The organism is Yersinia massiliensis (assembly GCF_003048255.1).
GTDB classification, from domain to species: Bacteria; Pseudomonadota; Gammaproteobacteria; order Enterobacterales; family Enterobacteriaceae; genus Yersinia; species Yersinia massiliensis_A.
This window is the reverse complement of the sequence record NZ_CP028487.1, coordinates 1727991-1743478: the sequence shown is the minus strand read 5'-3', so window position 1 is coordinate 1743478 and position 15488 is coordinate 1727991. Positions and strand designations below refer to the sequence as shown.

The window sequence follows — 15488 nt, the reverse complement described above, 5'->3', positions numbered from 1 at the left end:
ACGTTCCAAATATGGCTATTTTGATTTGCTCAAAAAGCCCAAATAGAGAAATTATCATGAATCGCGTTCAATTTAATCACCATCATCACCATCATCCTGACTAGTCTTGCAGGCCGATGTGTGCTGGAAGACGGTTAACGAATCTTCCAGGTGGCGGTAGAACGCAATAGAGAAAGCCCTCGGAAGATTATCTTCCGAGGGCTTTTTTGTTATTCAGATTTAATCACCTTGCGGCATTACCTTCGCAAGGGAAAATTAATAAATTAAGAGGATTATCATGTTGGATAAAACACGTTTACGCATCGCGATGCAGAAATCAGGCCGCCTGAGTGACGATTGCCACGAACTGCTGTCACGCTGTGGGATTAAAATCAATTTACAGCAGCAACGCCTGATTGCTTTCGCGGAAAACATGCCTATCGATATCCTGCGTGTCCGTGATGACGATATCCCAGGGTTGGTGATGGATGGCGTGGTTGATCTGGGTATTATTGGTGAAAACGTACTGGAAGAAGAGTTACTCAGCCGTCGTGCTCAAGGCGAAGACCCGCGTTACTTCACATTACGCCGTCTGGATTTCGGTGGCTGCCGGCTGTCATTGGCTGCCTCACTGGATACCGAATACACCGGGCCGGAATGCCTGCAAAATAAACGTATTGCCACCTCTTACCCACACATCTTAAAACAGTATCTGGATAAAAAAGGCGTGAGCTTTAAGTCTTGCTTACTGAACGGTTCAGTTGAAGTTGCCCCCCGTGCCGGTTTGGCCGATGTCATCTGCGACTTGGTTTCAACCGGTGCCACCCTAGAGGCAAATGGCCTGCGTGAAGTCGAAGTCATTTACCGCTCTAAGGCTTGTTTAATCCAGCGTGATGGCGAAATGCCTGCCGAGAAACAAGCCCTGATTGACCGCATGATGACCCGTATTCAGGGGGTTATTCAGGCGCGTGAATCCAAGTACATCATGATGCACGCACCAAGCGAGCGCTTGGACGAAATCATCACCCTGTTACCGGGTGCCGAGCGCCCAACGATTCTGCCACTGGCGGGTGATAAAAGTCGCGTGGCCATGCACATGGTGAGTAGCGAAACGCTATTCTGGGAAACCATGGAGAAACTGAAGGCGCTGGGTGCCAGCTCCATTCTGGTGTTACCGATTGAAAAAATGATGGAGTAACCGATGCAGCCGACGAATTTCAATACCCTAATCGACTGGCAGCAATGCAGTGAAGAACAGCAAAAAGCGCTGCTGAGCCGCCCAGCCATTAATGCATCAGATCGAATTACTAGCGCGGTCAGCGAGATACTGGATCGGGTCAAAAACGAGGGTGATAGTGCCCTGCGTGATTTCAGTCAACGTTTTGATGCGGTGCAAGTTGCCGATATCCGTGTCAGTGCAGAAGAGATAACCGCTGCCGCTGCGCGTTTGAACGATGATATCAAGCAAGCAATGGCGCAAGCGGTACGCAACATTGAAATCTTCCACAACGCGCAGAAAATGCCAGTGGTGGATGTTGAGACTCAACCGGGCGTGCGTTGCCAGCAAATCACCCGCCCGATAGCCTCCGTCGGCTTATATATCCCCGGTGGCTCAGCCCCGCTGCTGTCTACCGTGCTGATGCTCGGTACCCCCGCGCGTATTGCCGGCTGCCAGCGTGTCATTTTATGTTCACCGCCACCGATTGCTGATGAAATTTTGTATGCAGCGCAGTTGTGCGGGATTCAAGAAGTGTTCCAGATTGGTGGCGCGCAAGCCATTGCTGCGATGGCCTTTGGCAGCGAAACGGTACCGAAAGTGAATAAAATCTTTGGGCCGGGCAACGCGTATGTCACCGAAGCGAAACGCCAAGTTAGCCAACGCCTTGATGGCGCGGCAATCGATATGCCTGCGGGTCCATCAGAAGTGTTAGTTATCGCCGATAGCGGTGCCACACCGGCATTTATTGCCTCTGATCTATTGTCTCAGGCCGAACATGGGCCTGATTCACAAGTGGTATTGTTAACGCCAGATGCCGCTATTGCGCAAGCTGTCGCCGTGGAAGTTGAACAACAACTGGCGGTGTTATCGCGGGCAGATATTGCACGCCAAGCACTGGAAAGCAGCCGTTTGATCATCACCAAAGATTTGCAGCAATGTATCGATATCAGTAATGAGTACGGCCCAGAACACTTGATTCTGCAAATACGTCAGCCAGAAGCGATTATCGACCAAATCGATAATGCTGGCTCGGTCTTTATGGGGGATTGGTCACCGGAATCTGCCGGTGATTATGCTTCAGGGACCAACCACGTGTTACCGACGTATGGTTATACCTCAACCTATTCCAGCTTGGGTCTAGCCGATTTTGTTAAGCGCATGACCGTGCAACAGTTAACCCCACAGGGCTTGCTGGGTCTGGCACCGACTATCGAAACACTGGCACAGGCCGAGCAACTGACCGCCCACAAAAACGCCGTTACCCTACGCGTCGCTGCCCTGACAGCCACTAATGAGGATCAAGCATGAGCAAGTCTGCCAACATCACTGATTTGGCCCGCGCCAATGTCCGCGCGTTGACCCCTTATATGTCAGCCCGCCGTTTAGGTGGCAATGGCGACGTCTGGCTTAATGCCAACGAGTATCCGCTGGCCACTGAATATCAACTGACGGCACAAACCTTCAACCGTTACCCTGAGTGCCAGCCCAAGTTAGTGATTGAGCATTATGCTGCTTACGCCGGTTTAGCACCTGAGCAAGTATTGGTGAGCCGTGGTGCTGACGAAGGAATTGAGCTACTGATCCGCGCGTTTTGCGAGCCGGGCCAAGATGCCATTCTATTCTGCCCACCCACTTATGGCATGTATGCCGTGAGCGCCGAAACCTTCGGGGTAGAACGACGTACCGTGCAAGCCAAAGAAGATTGGCAACTCGACTTACCGGCGATTAAAGACAGCCTCGATCGGGTCAAGCTGATTTATATTTGTAGCCCCAATAACCCGACGGGCAATCTAATCAACCCAGCCGACCTACGTGAAGTATTGGAATTGTCGCAAGGCCGCGCGATTGTGGCTATCGATGAAGCTTATATTGAGTTCTGCCCGCAAGCCTCTGTGAGCAGTTGGCTAAAAGATTATCCGAATTTAGTCATTTTGCGTACCTTATCGAAAGCCTTTGCATTGGCTGGTCTTCGCTGTGGCTTTACCTTGGCAAATAGCGATATTATCCAACTGCTGCTCAAAGTGATTGCCCCCTACCCGCTATCCACCCCCGTGGCCGATATCGCGGCACAAGCGCTCAGCCCTCAAGGTTTAGAGCAAATGCGCCAGCGGGTGAACGAAGTAAAAGCTAATCGTGAATGGCTGAAAAATGCTTTGCAAGACTGCGCCTGCGTTGAAGAGGTGTTTACCAGCGAGAGTAACTATTTATTGGTGCGTATGACCGCCTCTAGCAGCGTGTTCAAAACGCTGTGGGATCAGGGCATTATTCTGCGTGACCAAAATAAGCAGCCGGGGTTATCCAACTGCCTGCGCATTACCATCGGCACCCGTCAGGAGTGTGAGCGAGTGATTGCAGCCCTTGCTCCCCTGCCCGGTGTTGATAGCCCGAACAATACCAATATTGCCAGCCTGCGTAAGGAAACGATATGAGCCAGAAATTTCTATTTATTGATCGCGACGGCACCTTAATAGCCGAACCACCAGAAGACTATCAAGTTGATCGGTTGGACAAACTGGCACTAGAGCCAGACGTGATCCCTGCATTACTGGCACTGCAAAAAGCAGAATACCGTTTGGTGATGATCACCAACCAAGATGGCTTGGGCACGAGCAGCTTCCCTCAGGAAACGTTCGATCCCCCTCATGACCTGATGATGCAGATTTTCAGCTCTCAGGGGATTCATTTTGAGCAAGTTTTGATTTGCCCACATTTACCCGCAGACCATTGCGCTTGCCGTAAACCTAAAACGGCGTTGGTTGAGCGCTATCTCGCGGAAGGCGTGATGAACAGTGCTAACAGCTATGTGATAGGTGACCGTGAAACAGACCTGCAATTGGCGAAAAACATGGGCATCAGTGGCTTACGTTACCAGCGTGACGGCCTTAACTGGTCACAAATCGCCAAGCAACTGACCGAACGTGACCGTCATGCTCACGTGAATCGCGTCACCAAAGAAACGGCGATTGACGTGAATGTCTGGTTGGACCGCGAAGGCGGCAGCAAGATCAAAACCGGTGTCGGCTTCTTCGACCATATGTTGGATCAAATCGCCACTCACGGTGGTTTCCGGATGGATATACAGGTCAGTGGTGACCTGTATATTGATGACCATCACACGGTGGAAGATACTGCGCTGGCATTAGGCGAGGCTATCAACAATGCGCTGGGGGATAAGCGTGGGATTGGTCGTTTTGGCTTTGTGCTGCCAATGGATGAGTGCTTGGCACGTTGTGCGCTGGATATTTCCGGCCGTCCGCATCTGGAATACAAAGCAGAATTTAACTACCAACGTGTTGGGGACTTGAGCACTGAGATGGTCGAACACTTCTTCCGTTCCCTCTCTTATGCCATGGCCTGCACCTTACACCTGAAAACCAAAGGTCGTAACGATCATCATCGGGTAGAAAGCCTGTTTAAGGTCTTTGGCCGAACGTTACGTCAAGCGATCCGTGTTGAGGGCAATACGCTGCCAAGCTCCAAAGGAGTGTTGTGATGAATGTGGTGATTCTGGATACCGGTTGCGCCAACCTCTCCTCTGTCACTTATGCAGTGCAGCGGTTAGGTTATGCGCCGGTTATCAGCCGTGACCCAGAAATCGTGTTACGTGCTGATAAATTGTTTCTGCCAGGCGTGGGGACGGCACATGCGGCCATGGATCAGTTAAAAGAACGCGATCTGATTGAGCTGATTAAGAGCTGTACCCAGCCGGTATTAGGTATCTGCCTTGGGATGCAGCTGCTGGCGACCCACAGCGAGGAAAGTGGTGGCATCAACACCCTTGGTATCATTGATGCACCAGTGAAACAGATGACCGACTTTGGTTTACCACTGCCGCATATGGGTTGGAATCAGATTACCGCGCAAGCGGGGAATCATCTGTTCCGTGGTATCCCAGACGGAACCTATTTCTACTTTGTGCACGGATATGCAATGCCAATATGCCCAAATACCATCGCCCAAGCCAATTACGGCGAGCCGTTTACCGCCGCAGTCGAAAAAGACAACTTCTTTGGCGTGCAATTTCATCCGGAACGTTCCGGCGCAGCGGGTGCTCAATTGCTGAAAAACTTTCTGGAGATGTAAACACCATGATTATTCCCGCTTTGGATCTCATCGAAGGCAAAGTGGTGCGTTTGCATCAGGGCGATTACGGTCAGCAGCGTGATTATGGCAATCACCCGCTACCACGCTTGCAGGACTACCAGCAGCAAGGTGCTCAGGTATTACACTTGGTTGACCTGACCGGTGCCAAAGACCCCGCAGCCCGCCAGATCCCGCTATTGCGTGAGCTGCTCGCGGGCGTAGATGTTCCGGTGCAAGTCGGTGGCGGTATCCGCAATGAGCAAGACGTGGTCGCGCTATTAGAAGCAGGGGCAACACGGGTTGTCGTCGGTTCTACAGCCGTTAAGCAGCCTGAAATGGTGCAACAGTGGTTTGAGCGTTACGGCCCAGACGCCATTGTGCTGGCGCTGGATGTGCGAATTAATGATGCAGGTCGTAAGCAAGTGGCTATCAGTGGTTGGCAGGAGAACTCCGATGCCACCTTGGAGCAGATCGTCGAGCGATATTTGCCATTCGGCCTAAAACACGTGCTCTGTACCGATATCTCCCGCGATGGCACCTTAAGTGGCTCCAATGTTGAGCTGTATCAGGAAGTCTGCCAGCGTTACCCACAAGTGGCGTTCCAAGCCTCTGGCGGGATTGGTTGCTTGGATGATATTGCCCGTTTACGTGGCAGCGGTGTGCAAGGCGTGATTGTGGGTCGAGCACTTCTGGACGGCAAATTTAACGTGAAGGAGGCGATCGCATGCTGGCAAAACGTATAATTCCTTGTCTGGATGTGAAAGACGGCCAAGTGGTCAAGGGCGTCCAATTCCGTAACCACGAGATTATTGGCGACATCGTGCCACTGGCCCAGCGTTATGCGCAAGAAGGCGCTGATGAACTGGTCTTTTACGATATCACTGCATCTTCCGATGGCCGAGTAGTGGATAAAAGCTGGGTATCACGGGTTGCGGAAGTGATTGATATCCCTTTCTGTGTCGCAGGTGGCATTAAAAGTGTGGAAGACGCGGGTCAGATATTGACCTTTGGCGCAGATAAAATCTCCATCAACTCACCCGCCCTTGCCGACCCCACGTTAATCACCCGACTGGCTGATCGCTATGGCGTACAATGCATCGTGGTGGGTATTGATACTTGGCATGACGCAGAAAGTAACAGTTATCAAGTTTATCAATTTACCGGCGATGAAAAGCGGACTAAAGCCACTACGTGGCAAACCGAGGATTGGATTAAAGAAGTCCAGTTACGGGGTGCCGGTGAAATTGTACTGAACATGATGAATCAGGATGGAGTGCGTAACGGCTATGATTTGCGTCAGTTGAAGCAGATGCGGGCGATTTGCCATGTCCCACTGATCGCCTCAGGCGGTGCTGGCACCCCAGAACACTTCCTCGACGCTTTCCGTGATACGGATGTCGACGGTGCGCTGGCAGCTTCTGTATTCCATAAGCAAATCATTAATATCGGCGAATTGAAAACGTATTTGTCTGAACAAGGCGTGGAGATAAGAGTGTGTTAACAGAACAACAAATGAACCAATTGGATTGGGAAAAAGTCGACAACCTAATGCCAGCCATCGTTCAACATGCCGTATCCGGTGAAGTTCTGATGATGGGGTATATGAATCGCGAAGCGCTCGCAGTGACAGAAGAAACCGGTAAAGTGACCTTTTTCTCTCGCACTAAGCAGCGTTTATGGACCAAAGGCGAAAGCTCGGGTCATTTTCTCAATGTGGTCAATATCTACCCTGATTGTGACAATGATACTCTGCTGATTCTGGTCAATCCTATCGGCCCAACTTGCCATTTAGGCACTAACAGTTGCTTCGCGCCTGCGGCCAGTGACTGGAGTTTCCTGTATCAGTTAGAGCAATTGCTAGCATCACGTAAGTCAGCCGATCCGGCCAGTTCTTATACTGCCAAACTCTATGCCAGTGGCACTAAGCGCATTGCCCAGAAAGTGGGGGAAGAAGGTGTCGAAACGGCCCTCGCCGCTACCGTAAATGACCGCGAAGAGCTGACTAACGAAGCATCAGATTTGATGTATCACCTGTTAGTGCTGTTGCAGGATCAGGACTTGGATATGAGCAAAGTCATTGGTCGCCTGCGGGAACGCCACGAGAAGTAATTGTCGAAGGCTTTCTTGCTGGCAAATAAAAACGCCTCCGGTTTATCACCGAAGGCGTTTTTTATTGAGCATATATCAAAACAATACTGCTTTCGTTATCAGTGACGAAAGCAGGAAAATACTCAGATCGTAAAGACGCTGTTAATCCAACCACTCGGTGTGGAACACACCGTCTTTATCCGTACGCTTATACGTATGCGCGCCGAAATAATCACGTTGTGCCTGAATCAGGTTGGCCGGCAGCACCGCTGAACGGTAGCTATCGTAGTAATTAATCGCAGCAGAAAACGTTGGCGTTGGGATACCGTTTTGTACCGCATAAGACACGACATCACGCAGCGCTTGCTGATATTCATCAGCAATTTGCTTGAAGTACGGAGCCAGTAGCAAGTTAGCAATTTTCGGATTTTCTGCGTATGCATCCGTGATTTTTTGCAAGAACTGAGCGCGGATAATGCAACCTGCGCGGAAAATCTTGGCAATTTCACCGTAATGCAGATCCCAGTTATTTTCGTCAGACGCTGCTTTCAGCTGAGAGAAGCCTTGGGCATAAGAAACGATTTTACCCAGATACAAAGCACGACGGATTTTCTCGATAAACTCCGCTTTATCACCTGCGAAAGGCTGTACTTTAGGGCCAGTCAGCACTTTAGATGCTGCAACGCGCTGATCTTTCAGGGAAGACAAATAGCGGGCAAAAACAGATTCGGTAATCAGAGTCAGTGGCTCACCTAAGTCCAGAGAGCTTTGGCTAGTCCATTTACCGGTGCCTTTGTTGGCAGCTTCATCCAAAATAACATCCACCAGATAAATACCAGCTTCGTCTTTCTTGGTGAAAATATCTTTTGTGATATCAATCAGGTAGCTATTTAGCTCGCCTTTGTTCCACTCAGCAAAGGTGCTTGCCAGTTCTTCATTGCTCAGGCCCAGTGACTGCTTCAGCAGTGAGTAGGCTTCTGCGATCAACTGCATGTCGCCGTATTCGATGCCGTTGTGAACCATTTTGACGTAATGACCCGCACCGTCAGCACCGATATAAGCCACACAGGCTTCACCGTCGTCTGCGCGCGCAGCAATTTTCTCAAGAATTGGGGCAACCAGCTCGTAAGCTTCTTTCTGACCACCAGGCATAATTGAAGGACCTTTTAATGCGCCCTCTTCGCCACCAGAAACACCGGTACCGATAAAGTTAAAGCCTTGTGCAGAAAGTTCGCGATTACGGCGGATGGTGTCTTTGTAATAGGTATTACCACCATCAATAAGAATGTCACCTTTATCAAGGTGCGGCGTCAGTGAGGCGATAGTTTTATCCGTCGCTTCACCCGCTTTTACCATCAGCAGGATGCGGCGCGGTTTTTCCAGTGAATCAACAAACTCTTCAACGGTATAGCTCGGCACCAGATTTTTACCTGGGTTTTCAGCAACGACTTCGTCAGTTTTGTCTGATGAGCGATTAAAGATAGAGACGGAATAACCACGGCTTTCGATGTTGAGCGCCAGGTTACGGCCCATCACCGCCATACCAACAACGCCAATCTGTTGTTTGGACATTAAAAAACTCCTGTCTGAAGGATGACACCTGTTACCGGCCCTGAGGCCAACAGGTTTTTGATGTGGGAAACATGTTAACTCAGGATTATGTCCACTGGGTAGTGATTGGTGCGATAGATAGCACAACTGAGTAGTTGCTGTGCGCATACGTTTGCTTAAAAAGTGTGAACAGGCAGCGTAATACCTCTTTTCTGGCTTTTAGGCACAAAAAAAAGCAATCCGTAGATTGCTTTCTTCTCGACCCGATATCAAATCTGACTGGCTTAGGATACAAACTCTTTCAGCCACGCCTTAAACTCAGCACCTTGCTGCGGATGGCGCAAACCATAAGCAACATAGGCTCGCATATAACCGAGCTTTTCACCGCAGTTATATGACTCTCCCGTCAAGGCAACAGCATCAACAGGCTCTTCCCCTGCCAAAGCATCAATGGCATCAGTCAGCTGGATACGGCCCCAAGCGCCTGGTTTGGTTTTTTCCAATAGCGGCCAAATACTGGCAGACAGCACATAGCGCCCAACAGCCGATAAATTAGATTTTAAATCGGCTGGGCTTTGTGGTTTCTCCACCATGGCTTTGATACGGCTGCTCTCACCCGCTGCCAGCACAGATTTCTCGCATGAAATCACGGAATAGTTTGATAACGCATCAGGATCGACTGCATGCACTAAAACTTGGCTTGTTCCAGTCTCTTCGAAGCGTTTGACCAACTGTGCAAGGTTATCTCGCGTTAAGTCTGACTTCGCATCATCAATCAGCACATCTGGCAGCAATACCGCAAACGGCGCATCCCCAACAAGCGGTTTGGCACATAATACCGCATGGCCCAGACCTTCAGCGTGGCCTTGGCGTATATGCATGATGGTCACGCCCGGTGGGCAGATAGATTGTACTTCGTCCAATAGCTGGCGCTTAACACGCGCTTCCAGCATGGCTTCTAATTCATAAGAAGTATCGAAATGGTTTTCTACCGCATTCTTAGATGAATGGGTGATTAAAATGATTTCTTTAATACCAGCAGCAACACATTCGTTAACGACATATTGAATCAAAGGCTTATCAACAATAGGCAGCATTTCTTTTGGAATGGCTTTCGTGGCTGGAAGCATTCTCATGCCCAAGCCCGCAACTGGGATAACTGCTTTCAATTTAGTCATCAGTAACCTACAAATTTCTTGAGCGAATTTAAATTTCTTCAATTCAACCGCAAAGCTGAAGCTAGATAACTTGCTGTTTTAGCCAGGCTACAAAATTCTCACCTTCGGTATTATGGCGCACGCCATAAGTGACAAAGGCCTTCATATAGCCCAATTTGTCGCCGCAATCGTGAGATTTACCCGTCATATGAAAAGCTTCAACAGGCTCTTGCTCCATCAGCATCGCAATAGCATCAGTCAACTGAATTTCATCCCCTGCACCACGAGGGGTTTTCTTCAACAATGGCCAGATATCTTTCGACAACACATACCGCCCCACTACCGCAAGGTTCGATGGCGCATCGTCCACTGAAGGTTTCTCAACCACAGCCGTCATCAGGGTGCTTTCACCCGGTGCTAAATCCACATGGCCGCAATCAGCAATACCATACTTGGATACATCTTCTCTTGGCACTGGCTCTACCATGATTTGGCTGCGCCCAGTCTCATCGAAACGTTTGATCATGCTGGCCAAGTTTTCTTTCGTTAAATCAGCTGTTGCATCATCGAGTAAAACATCTGGCAACAAAACAATAAACGGGTTATCACCCACCATCGGCTGTGCGCAGAGCACAGCATGCCCTAGCCCTTTTGCGTGGCCTTGACGCACTTGCATGATGGTTACATCAGGTGGGCAGATATTTTTGATTTCTTTCAAAAGCTGCCGCTTAACACGCGACTCCAGCGCAGCTTCCAATTCAAATGAGGTATCAAAATGATTTTCTATCGCATTTTTGGAAGAGTGGCTGACGAGAACAATCTCTTTTACACCCGCAGCAACACATTCTTTCACGATATATTGAATAAGTGGCTTATCGACCACGGGTAGCATTTCTTTCGGAATCGCCTTGGTCGCTGGCAACATGCGCGTACCAAGCCCAGCAACAGGAATGACTGCTTTCAAAGACTTCATTGCTATAATTCTCCAAATTTAAGCAGTGAAACTGCTTAGTGTAATTCAGCATCCTTAAAAAATAGGCGAGTGCTTCCAAAATCTCATCTATTGGGATCAAAGCTTACAACAAAATGTACCTGATTACAGTCATAAAAATGTGGCGAATTGTTTGCAATTTAATATGTGCTTATTAATGAAAATATAATGACATTTAAATCGAAATCTCAGGAGATAAATAAAATTTAATAGTTAAGTTATCAGATACTAACAATATCATTATATAGTTCTATATAACTTGAAACCATTTTCTCTGAGGTGAAATGCTCTAAATAGCGAGCTCTAGCGTTATCACCAAATTTCGCAGCTAATTCAACATCATTCCAGAGTTGATCCATCGCCGTTCTCAGTGCAATTGGATCTGATGGCGGTATGACCAACCCCGTTTTCTGATTAATATTAATAAAGGTTGTACCTGTTCCTATCTCACTAGAGATTAAAGGCTTTCCATACATAGCGCCTTCCAATAAAGTGATACCAAAAGCTTCAGAACGTAAGTGAGAGGGGAACACCACCGCATAGCAGAGGGACAACAACGCGGCTTTATCCTCGTCGGACACTGCTCCTAAAAAGGATATATTACTTATATTAAGTGCTAGCACTTGCCTTTTTAGCTCGGACTCGATCGGACCAGCACCTACAATTACTATAGGATAAGAAGAGTTTTTAGCGGCTTCAATTAGGATATGTAGGCCCTTATAATAACGGAAGGCACCCACAAACAAGAAAAAACGCTGACCAAACTTGTTACGCCAAAATGCCAAACGTTCAGGATCTGAAACTGGATATGACTTCTCATCCAAACCGTAAGGAATAACACACACTTTATCGGCAAATTTTTTCAACGTTTCACTTGTGGCAACATAGTTTGGTGAAGCAGCAACAATTTTTGAAACATCACCTAAAAATCGGTTCATCAGCGGCGAATACAGTTTCAGTATATTCTTTTGTTTTACGATATCAGAATGATAACTAACTACTGTAGGCTTATTTAAGCTCGCGACAAAATGAACCATATCCATAAATGGGAATGGAAAGTGGTAATGGATAATATCCGCTTGCTGAGCAAGTTTTTTAAAGTCTTCTAGGGCTTGAAAGGAAAAAGGCGTTGAAGCTACTTCTAGATTTATTGGCGAACAATAAACAGTATGTGAACCTATTTTCTGATTTGTGATTGTGCCACGCCGGCTTAAAGAAAGTACCGTTGAATCAATTCCCCTACTTGCCCCTCCCTCACATAGCTGAAAAATAACTTGCTCAACACCGCCAAAAGAATCTGGGTAATATGTCTTATAAAAATGCAATACTTTTAGCATTATAATTTTATACCTGCTTATAGGCTCTTATTGTATCTTGGGCGCATCGACTCCATGAGAACGTTTCAGCTTTTATCAAACCTTTTGCGATTGATTTCACCCGCCAGTCATCATCTACAAGGCTACTAATAATAGCAGTTGTTAGCCCTTCCACATCCATTGCATCACACATCAAGCCAGCATCGCCCAAGACTTCAGGCAATGAGGCAGCATTAGAACAGACAACTGGTACACCAGATGCCATTGCTTCAAGCACAGGCAAACCAAAACCTTCATAAAGCGATGGGAACAAAAATGTCCTTGCACCCGCGAAAAGTAAAGGCAAGTCATCTGAATTCAAATAGCCAAGATATAACAACCAACCTTGCTGCGCAGCGAGCTCAAAGCGTCTATGTAAATCTTGACTACTCCATCCAGGAAAACCGCAAACAACTAACGGAAATTGAGAACGAAGCTCAATAGGCAATCGCTCATAAGCATCCAGTAGAGTTGCAATATTTTTTCTTGGTTCGATAGTACCGGTAAATAAAGTATATTGCCCAGCGGTCAGTCCTAACCCAGCCATTAAGCTCTGCAAGTTAGTATAGTCCCTTGGATAGAAATCACCACTGCTGGCTAAAGGTGCGGATACAATTTTATCGATAGGATAATCAAAATACTCAGCCAGTTCTTTACGGGTAAATTCTGAGTCAGTGATTAAAATATTTGCACGTTTTAAAGTTAACAACAGCTCCTTTCTCATATATCGTACACGGTCCTTCGGGTGACATTGGGGCCATGTGAATATTGAAAGGTCGTGAAAGGTTGCAACAGCTTTATTGACCTTCGGGGGCAAGTAGAAATTAGGACTATGATAAATAAAATCACTATATTTATTGAGCGCCAATTTTTTAAGCCATGGGGCCGTAAATCTGTAAAGCTCACTTAAAACCTTGCTACTTTTAGCTATGTTCCTGATCCCGACGGCATTACTGATACTGTGACTAGGACTGAGAGTAGGGAGTACTTGAAATACTCTTCTCCCTTGCAAAAATAAAAGTTCTGATAGCTCGTGGCTTTTTTGTAATTCTTTTGCTAATTCAAATGTATAGCGACCAATACCCGTTAATGGGTGCTTAATAGCATCAGTGCCAAAAATGACTCGCATTACTTGTCTTCCAACATCCAACGAAGCGTTTGCTCCAAAGGGGGGGTTTTCCAATCCTTCACAATACTGTGTAATTTTCCCGCATTTCCACACAGTATTTTTACTTCATTGGCGCGAACAAAATCTGGATTCACACGAATTGAGATATTATGCAGCGTTATCTTCTCGCACAACCCAATGATTTCACGTAACGAGTAGGCACTACCAGAACAAACATTCACTGTCTCACCGATAGGTCTGGCTATTAATAGACCTAGGTAAGCTTTAACAAGTGCCCTAACGTCTGTAAAATCACGCCATACATCTAGATTACCTAACTCTATTTCACTCGCTTTTCGTCTAAAATGAGCAACAATTTTAGGCAGTAAGAAATTTGCTGATTGTCCAACACCCGTATAATTAAAAGGCCTAGCGATAATAATCGGTAATTTTTCTGACCATAAGTTAGCCATATATTCCATAGCTAATTTACTCACCGCATAATCATTGGCTGGATTTACCGCTGATGTCTCGCTCAATACACCTTCTTGTGTATTACCATAAACATTCGCACTACTAGCAAGTAATACTGCTTCGATATTATTGGCAACAGTACTCAGAGCAGCCAATAAATTCCTAGTTCCCACAACATTTACATCATAAAAAGCCGCCGGATTACCATGACCAATAAAAGCGATAGCAGCAAGATGAACAACAAGATGAGGTTTGACTTGCTCAACAATTACGCTGAGCTTTTCCGCATCAAGTAAATCGACTTGGAAATAATCAGGTTCAACAGATGGTTGTGATCCTAATCCAAACACCCGGTAACCGGCAGCGGATAATTCCGCTGCCATGTAATGGCCCGTGAACCCTTGAATACCGGTAATCAGGGCACGTTTGCCATTTAAATTCATCAGAATGAAAAACCTTGTTGGTTACGACGAAGGTCTTCTTCAACCATCATCTGGCAGAGTTCCTCTAAACTTGTTTTAGGCTCCCAACCCAGAACATCTTTGGCTTTTTGCGGATTACCGATTAGCAATTCAACTTCAGCGGGTCGGTAGAACTTAGGATTAACTTTAACTAATGTCTTCCCAGTTGCAGTATCAATCCCAATTTCATTTTCATCCTTTCCTTCAAAGCGTAAATTGAAACCTGCAGCCTTGAATGCCATAGAAACAAAGTCACGCACAGTTTCAGTACGATTAGTTGCCAAAACAAAGGTGTCAGGAGTATCTGCTTGCAGCATACGCCACATACCTTCTACATATTCTTTGGCAAAACCCCAGTCACGCTTAGCATCCATATTCCCTAACTCTAGAATATCTAGCTTGCCTAACTTAATTTTGGCGACTGAATCCGTAATCTTACGCGTAACAAACTCGCGCCCACGTAAAGGTGATTCATGGTTAAAAAGAATGCCGCTGCAGCCAAAAATACCGTAACTCTCACGATAATTAATCGTCATCCAGTGAGCATAAAGTTTCGCGACACCATAAGGGCTACGAGGGTAAAATGGAGTTTCTTCGACTTGCGGTATTGCCTGAACTTTTCCAAACATTTCAGAAGTAGAAGCTTGGTAAAAGCGAATTTTGGTATTAACAATACGAATAGCTTCTAACAAATTCAGTGGACCAATACCGGTTATTTCCGCTGTTGTTGCTGGTTGGTCAAAGGAGACACCAACAAAACTCTGCGCTGCAAGATTATAAACTTCAGTAGCTTGCGTTGTCTGCAACAAGCGAATACTGGCAGACAGATCGGTAAGATCATACTCAACTAAGTGCAAATTCGGGTGTTTATCAATACCTAGCTCTTCAATCCGCCAAAAATTAACAGAACTTGTACGACGATAGGTACCATAAACTTCATAGCCCTTCTCAAGTAATAACTCAGCGAGATATGCGCCATCTTGACCTGTAATACCAGTTACTACCGCTTTCATGTGTATATC

The 15488-nt window shown here is 46.9% G+C and carries 16 protein-coding genes and 2 other annotated features; of the genes, 9 read left to right on the top strand and 7 right to left on the bottom strand.

The annotated features are described in order from the left end of the window. Nucleotides 1–56: 56 nt before the first annotated feature. The 9 genes from hisL to hisIE all read left to right on the top strand — a co-directional run bounded on the left by hisL (nt 57) and on the right by hisIE (nt 7390). Nucleotides 57–104, top strand: coding sequence for a his operon leader peptide (hisL, locus tag DA391_RS07965; RefSeq protein ID WP_002231208.1), 48 nt, complete (start codon nt 57–59; stop codon nt 102–104). Further along, nucleotides 80–210 (top strand) — a sequence feature (His leader region). It overlaps the preceding gene by 25 nt. Further along, nucleotides 168–284: a sequence feature (His leader region), on the bottom strand. It overlaps the preceding feature by 43 nt. After that, nucleotides 278–1177 carry an ATP phosphoribosyltransferase gene (gene hisG, locus DA391_RS07960; RefSeq protein ID WP_019210513.1) on the top strand — a complete coding sequence of 300 codons (900 nt, stop codon included), beginning with the start codon at nt 278–280 and terminating at the stop codon, nt 1175–1177. Its footprint overlaps the feature before it by 7 nt. Before the next feature lie 3 nt (nt 1178–1180). Then, nucleotides 1181–2506, top strand: a complete 1326-nt coding sequence (gene hisD, locus DA391_RS07955; RefSeq protein WP_057650566.1) for a histidinol dehydrogenase — start codon at nt 1181–1183, stop codon at nt 2504–2506. Next, nucleotides 2503–3627, top strand: coding sequence for a histidinol-phosphate transaminase (gene hisC / locus DA391_RS07950; RefSeq protein WP_108087518.1), 1125 nt, complete (start codon nt 2503–2505; stop codon nt 3625–3627). The genes hisD and hisC overlap by 4 nt, the downstream gene beginning before the upstream one ends. After that, entirely contained in the window at nt 3624–4691 is a 1068-nt protein-coding gene (gene hisB / locus DA391_RS07945; RefSeq protein WP_050079886.1) for a bifunctional histidinol-phosphatase/imidazoleglycerol-phosphate dehydratase HisB, read from the top strand. The genes hisC and hisB overlap by 4 nt, the downstream gene beginning before the upstream one ends. Further along, nucleotides 4691–5281 (top strand): imidazole glycerol phosphate synthase subunit HisH, encoded by a 591-nt coding sequence (gene hisH, locus DA391_RS07940; protein ID WP_050079887.1) that lies wholly within the window; start codon nt 4691–4693, stop codon nt 5279–5281. Before hisB ends, hisH begins: the two co-directional genes overlap by 1 nt. A gap of 5 nt (nt 5282–5286) precedes the next feature. After that, complete coding sequence (hisA, locus tag DA391_RS07935) at nt 5287–6024, top strand: 1-(5-phosphoribosyl)-5-[(5-phosphoribosylamino)methylideneamino]imidazole-4-carboxamide isomerase (protein ID WP_050872716.1); 738 nt, start codon at nt 5287–5289, stop codon at nt 6022–6024. Then, the gene (gene hisF / locus DA391_RS07930; protein WP_050286333.1) at nt 6006–6782 is read left to right on the top strand and encodes an imidazole glycerol phosphate synthase subunit HisF; all 777 of its coding nucleotides are present in this window, start codon (nt 6006–6008) and stop codon (nt 6780–6782) included. The genes hisA and hisF overlap by 19 nt, the downstream gene beginning before the upstream one ends. Further along, complete coding sequence (gene hisIE, locus DA391_RS07925; protein ID WP_050872721.1) at nt 6776–7390, top strand: bifunctional phosphoribosyl-AMP cyclohydrolase/phosphoribosyl-ATP diphosphatase HisIE; 615 nt, start codon at nt 6776–6778, stop codon at nt 7388–7390. The genes hisF and hisIE overlap by 7 nt, the downstream gene beginning before the upstream one ends. Before the next feature lie 141 nt (nt 7391–7531). Here hisIE and gndA read toward each other — a convergent pair whose 3' ends face one another. The 7 genes from gndA to gmd form a co-directional block, all read right to left on the bottom strand. Further along, nucleotides 7532–8941 carry an NADP-dependent phosphogluconate dehydrogenase gene (gene gndA, locus DA391_RS07920; protein ID WP_050286332.1) on the bottom strand — a complete coding sequence of 470 codons (1410 nt, stop codon included), beginning with the start codon at nt 8939–8941 and terminating at the stop codon, nt 7532–7534. A gap of 263 nt (nt 8942–9204) precedes the next feature. Beyond that, nucleotides 9205–10098 (bottom strand): UTP--glucose-1-phosphate uridylyltransferase GalU, encoded by an 894-nt coding sequence (gene galU / locus DA391_RS07915; protein ID WP_050079891.1) that lies wholly within the window; start codon nt 10096–10098, stop codon nt 9205–9207. A 61-nt stretch (nt 10099–10159) separates the two neighbouring features. After that, the gene (gene galU, locus DA391_RS07910; RefSeq protein ID WP_050079892.1) at nt 10160–11050 is read right to left on the bottom strand and encodes a UTP--glucose-1-phosphate uridylyltransferase GalU; all 891 of its coding nucleotides are present in this window, start codon (nt 11048–11050) and stop codon (nt 10160–10162) included. A 239-nt stretch (nt 11051–11289) separates the two neighbouring features. Beyond that, the gene (locus DA391_RS07905) at nt 11290–12405 is read right to left on the bottom strand and encodes a glycosyltransferase family 4 protein (RefSeq protein WP_050286331.1); all 1116 of its coding nucleotides are present in this window, start codon (nt 12403–12405) and stop codon (nt 11290–11292) included. Nucleotides 12406–12412: 7 nt separating this feature from the next. Continuing rightward, nucleotides 12413–13552 carry a glycosyltransferase family 4 protein gene (locus DA391_RS07900; protein ID WP_108087517.1) on the bottom strand — a complete coding sequence of 380 codons (1140 nt, stop codon included), beginning with the start codon at nt 13550–13552 and terminating at the stop codon, nt 12413–12415. Then, nucleotides 13552–14448, bottom strand: coding sequence for a GDP-mannose 4,6-dehydratase (locus DA391_RS07895; RefSeq protein ID WP_050286330.1), 897 nt, complete (start codon nt 14446–14448; stop codon nt 13552–13554). The genes DA391_RS07900 and DA391_RS07895 overlap by 1 nt, the downstream gene beginning before the upstream one ends. Next, a complete protein-coding gene (gene gmd, locus DA391_RS07890; RefSeq protein ID WP_050079896.1) occupies nt 14448–15479 on the bottom strand; it encodes a GDP-mannose 4,6-dehydratase in 1032 nt (343 codons plus the stop codon). The genes DA391_RS07895 and gmd overlap by 1 nt, the downstream gene beginning before the upstream one ends. Nucleotides 15480–15488 lie beyond the last annotated feature (9 nt).

What these genes read in the sequence shown, in the direction of transcription:
- hisG (WP_019210513.1), top strand. Translation starts at nt 278, where the DNA reads ATGTTGGATAAAACACGTTTACGCATCGCGATGCAGAAATCAGGCCGC.
- hisD (WP_057650566.1), top strand. Translation starts at nt 1,181, where the DNA reads ATGCAGCCGACGAATTTCAATACCCTAATCGACTGGCAGCAATGCAGT.
- hisC (WP_108087518.1), top strand. Translation starts at nt 2,503, where the DNA reads ATGAGCAAGTCTGCCAACATCACTGATTTGGCCCGCGCCAATGTCCGC.
- hisB (WP_050079886.1), top strand. Translation starts at nt 3,624, where the DNA reads ATGAGCCAGAAATTTCTATTTATTGATCGCGACGGCACCTTAATAGCC.
- hisH (WP_050079887.1), top strand. Translation starts at nt 4,691, where the DNA reads ATGAATGTGGTGATTCTGGATACCGGTTGCGCCAACCTCTCCTCTGTC.
- hisA (WP_050872716.1), top strand. Translation starts at nt 5,287, where the DNA reads ATGATTATTCCCGCTTTGGATCTCATCGAAGGCAAAGTGGTGCGTTTG.
- hisF (WP_050286333.1), top strand. Translation starts at nt 6,006, where the DNA reads ATGCTGGCAAAACGTATAATTCCTTGTCTGGATGTGAAAGACGGCCAA.
- gndA (WP_050286332.1), bottom strand. Translation starts at nt 8,941, where the DNA reads ATGTCCAAACAACAGATTGGCGTTGTTGGTATGGCGGTGATGGGCCGT.
- galU (WP_050079891.1), bottom strand. Translation starts at nt 10,098, where the DNA reads ATGACTAAATTGAAAGCAGTTATCCCAGTTGCGGGCTTGGGCATGAGA.
- galU (WP_050079892.1), bottom strand. Translation starts at nt 11,050, where the DNA reads ATGAAGTCTTTGAAAGCAGTCATTCCTGTTGCTGGGCTTGGTACGCGC.
- DA391_RS07905 (WP_050286331.1), bottom strand. Translation starts at nt 12,405, where the DNA reads ATGCTAAAAGTATTGCATTTTTATAAGACATATTACCCAGATTCTTTT.
- DA391_RS07900 (WP_108087517.1), bottom strand. Translation starts at nt 13,552, where the DNA reads ATGCGAGTCATTTTTGGCACTGATGCTATTAAGCACCCATTAACGGGT.
- DA391_RS07895 (WP_050286330.1), bottom strand. Translation starts at nt 14,448, where the DNA reads ATGAATTTAAATGGCAAACGTGCCCTGATTACCGGTATTCAAGGGTTC.
- gmd (WP_050079896.1), bottom strand. Translation starts at nt 15,479, where the DNA reads ATGAAAGCGGTAGTAACTGGTATTACAGGTCAAGATGGCGCATATCTC.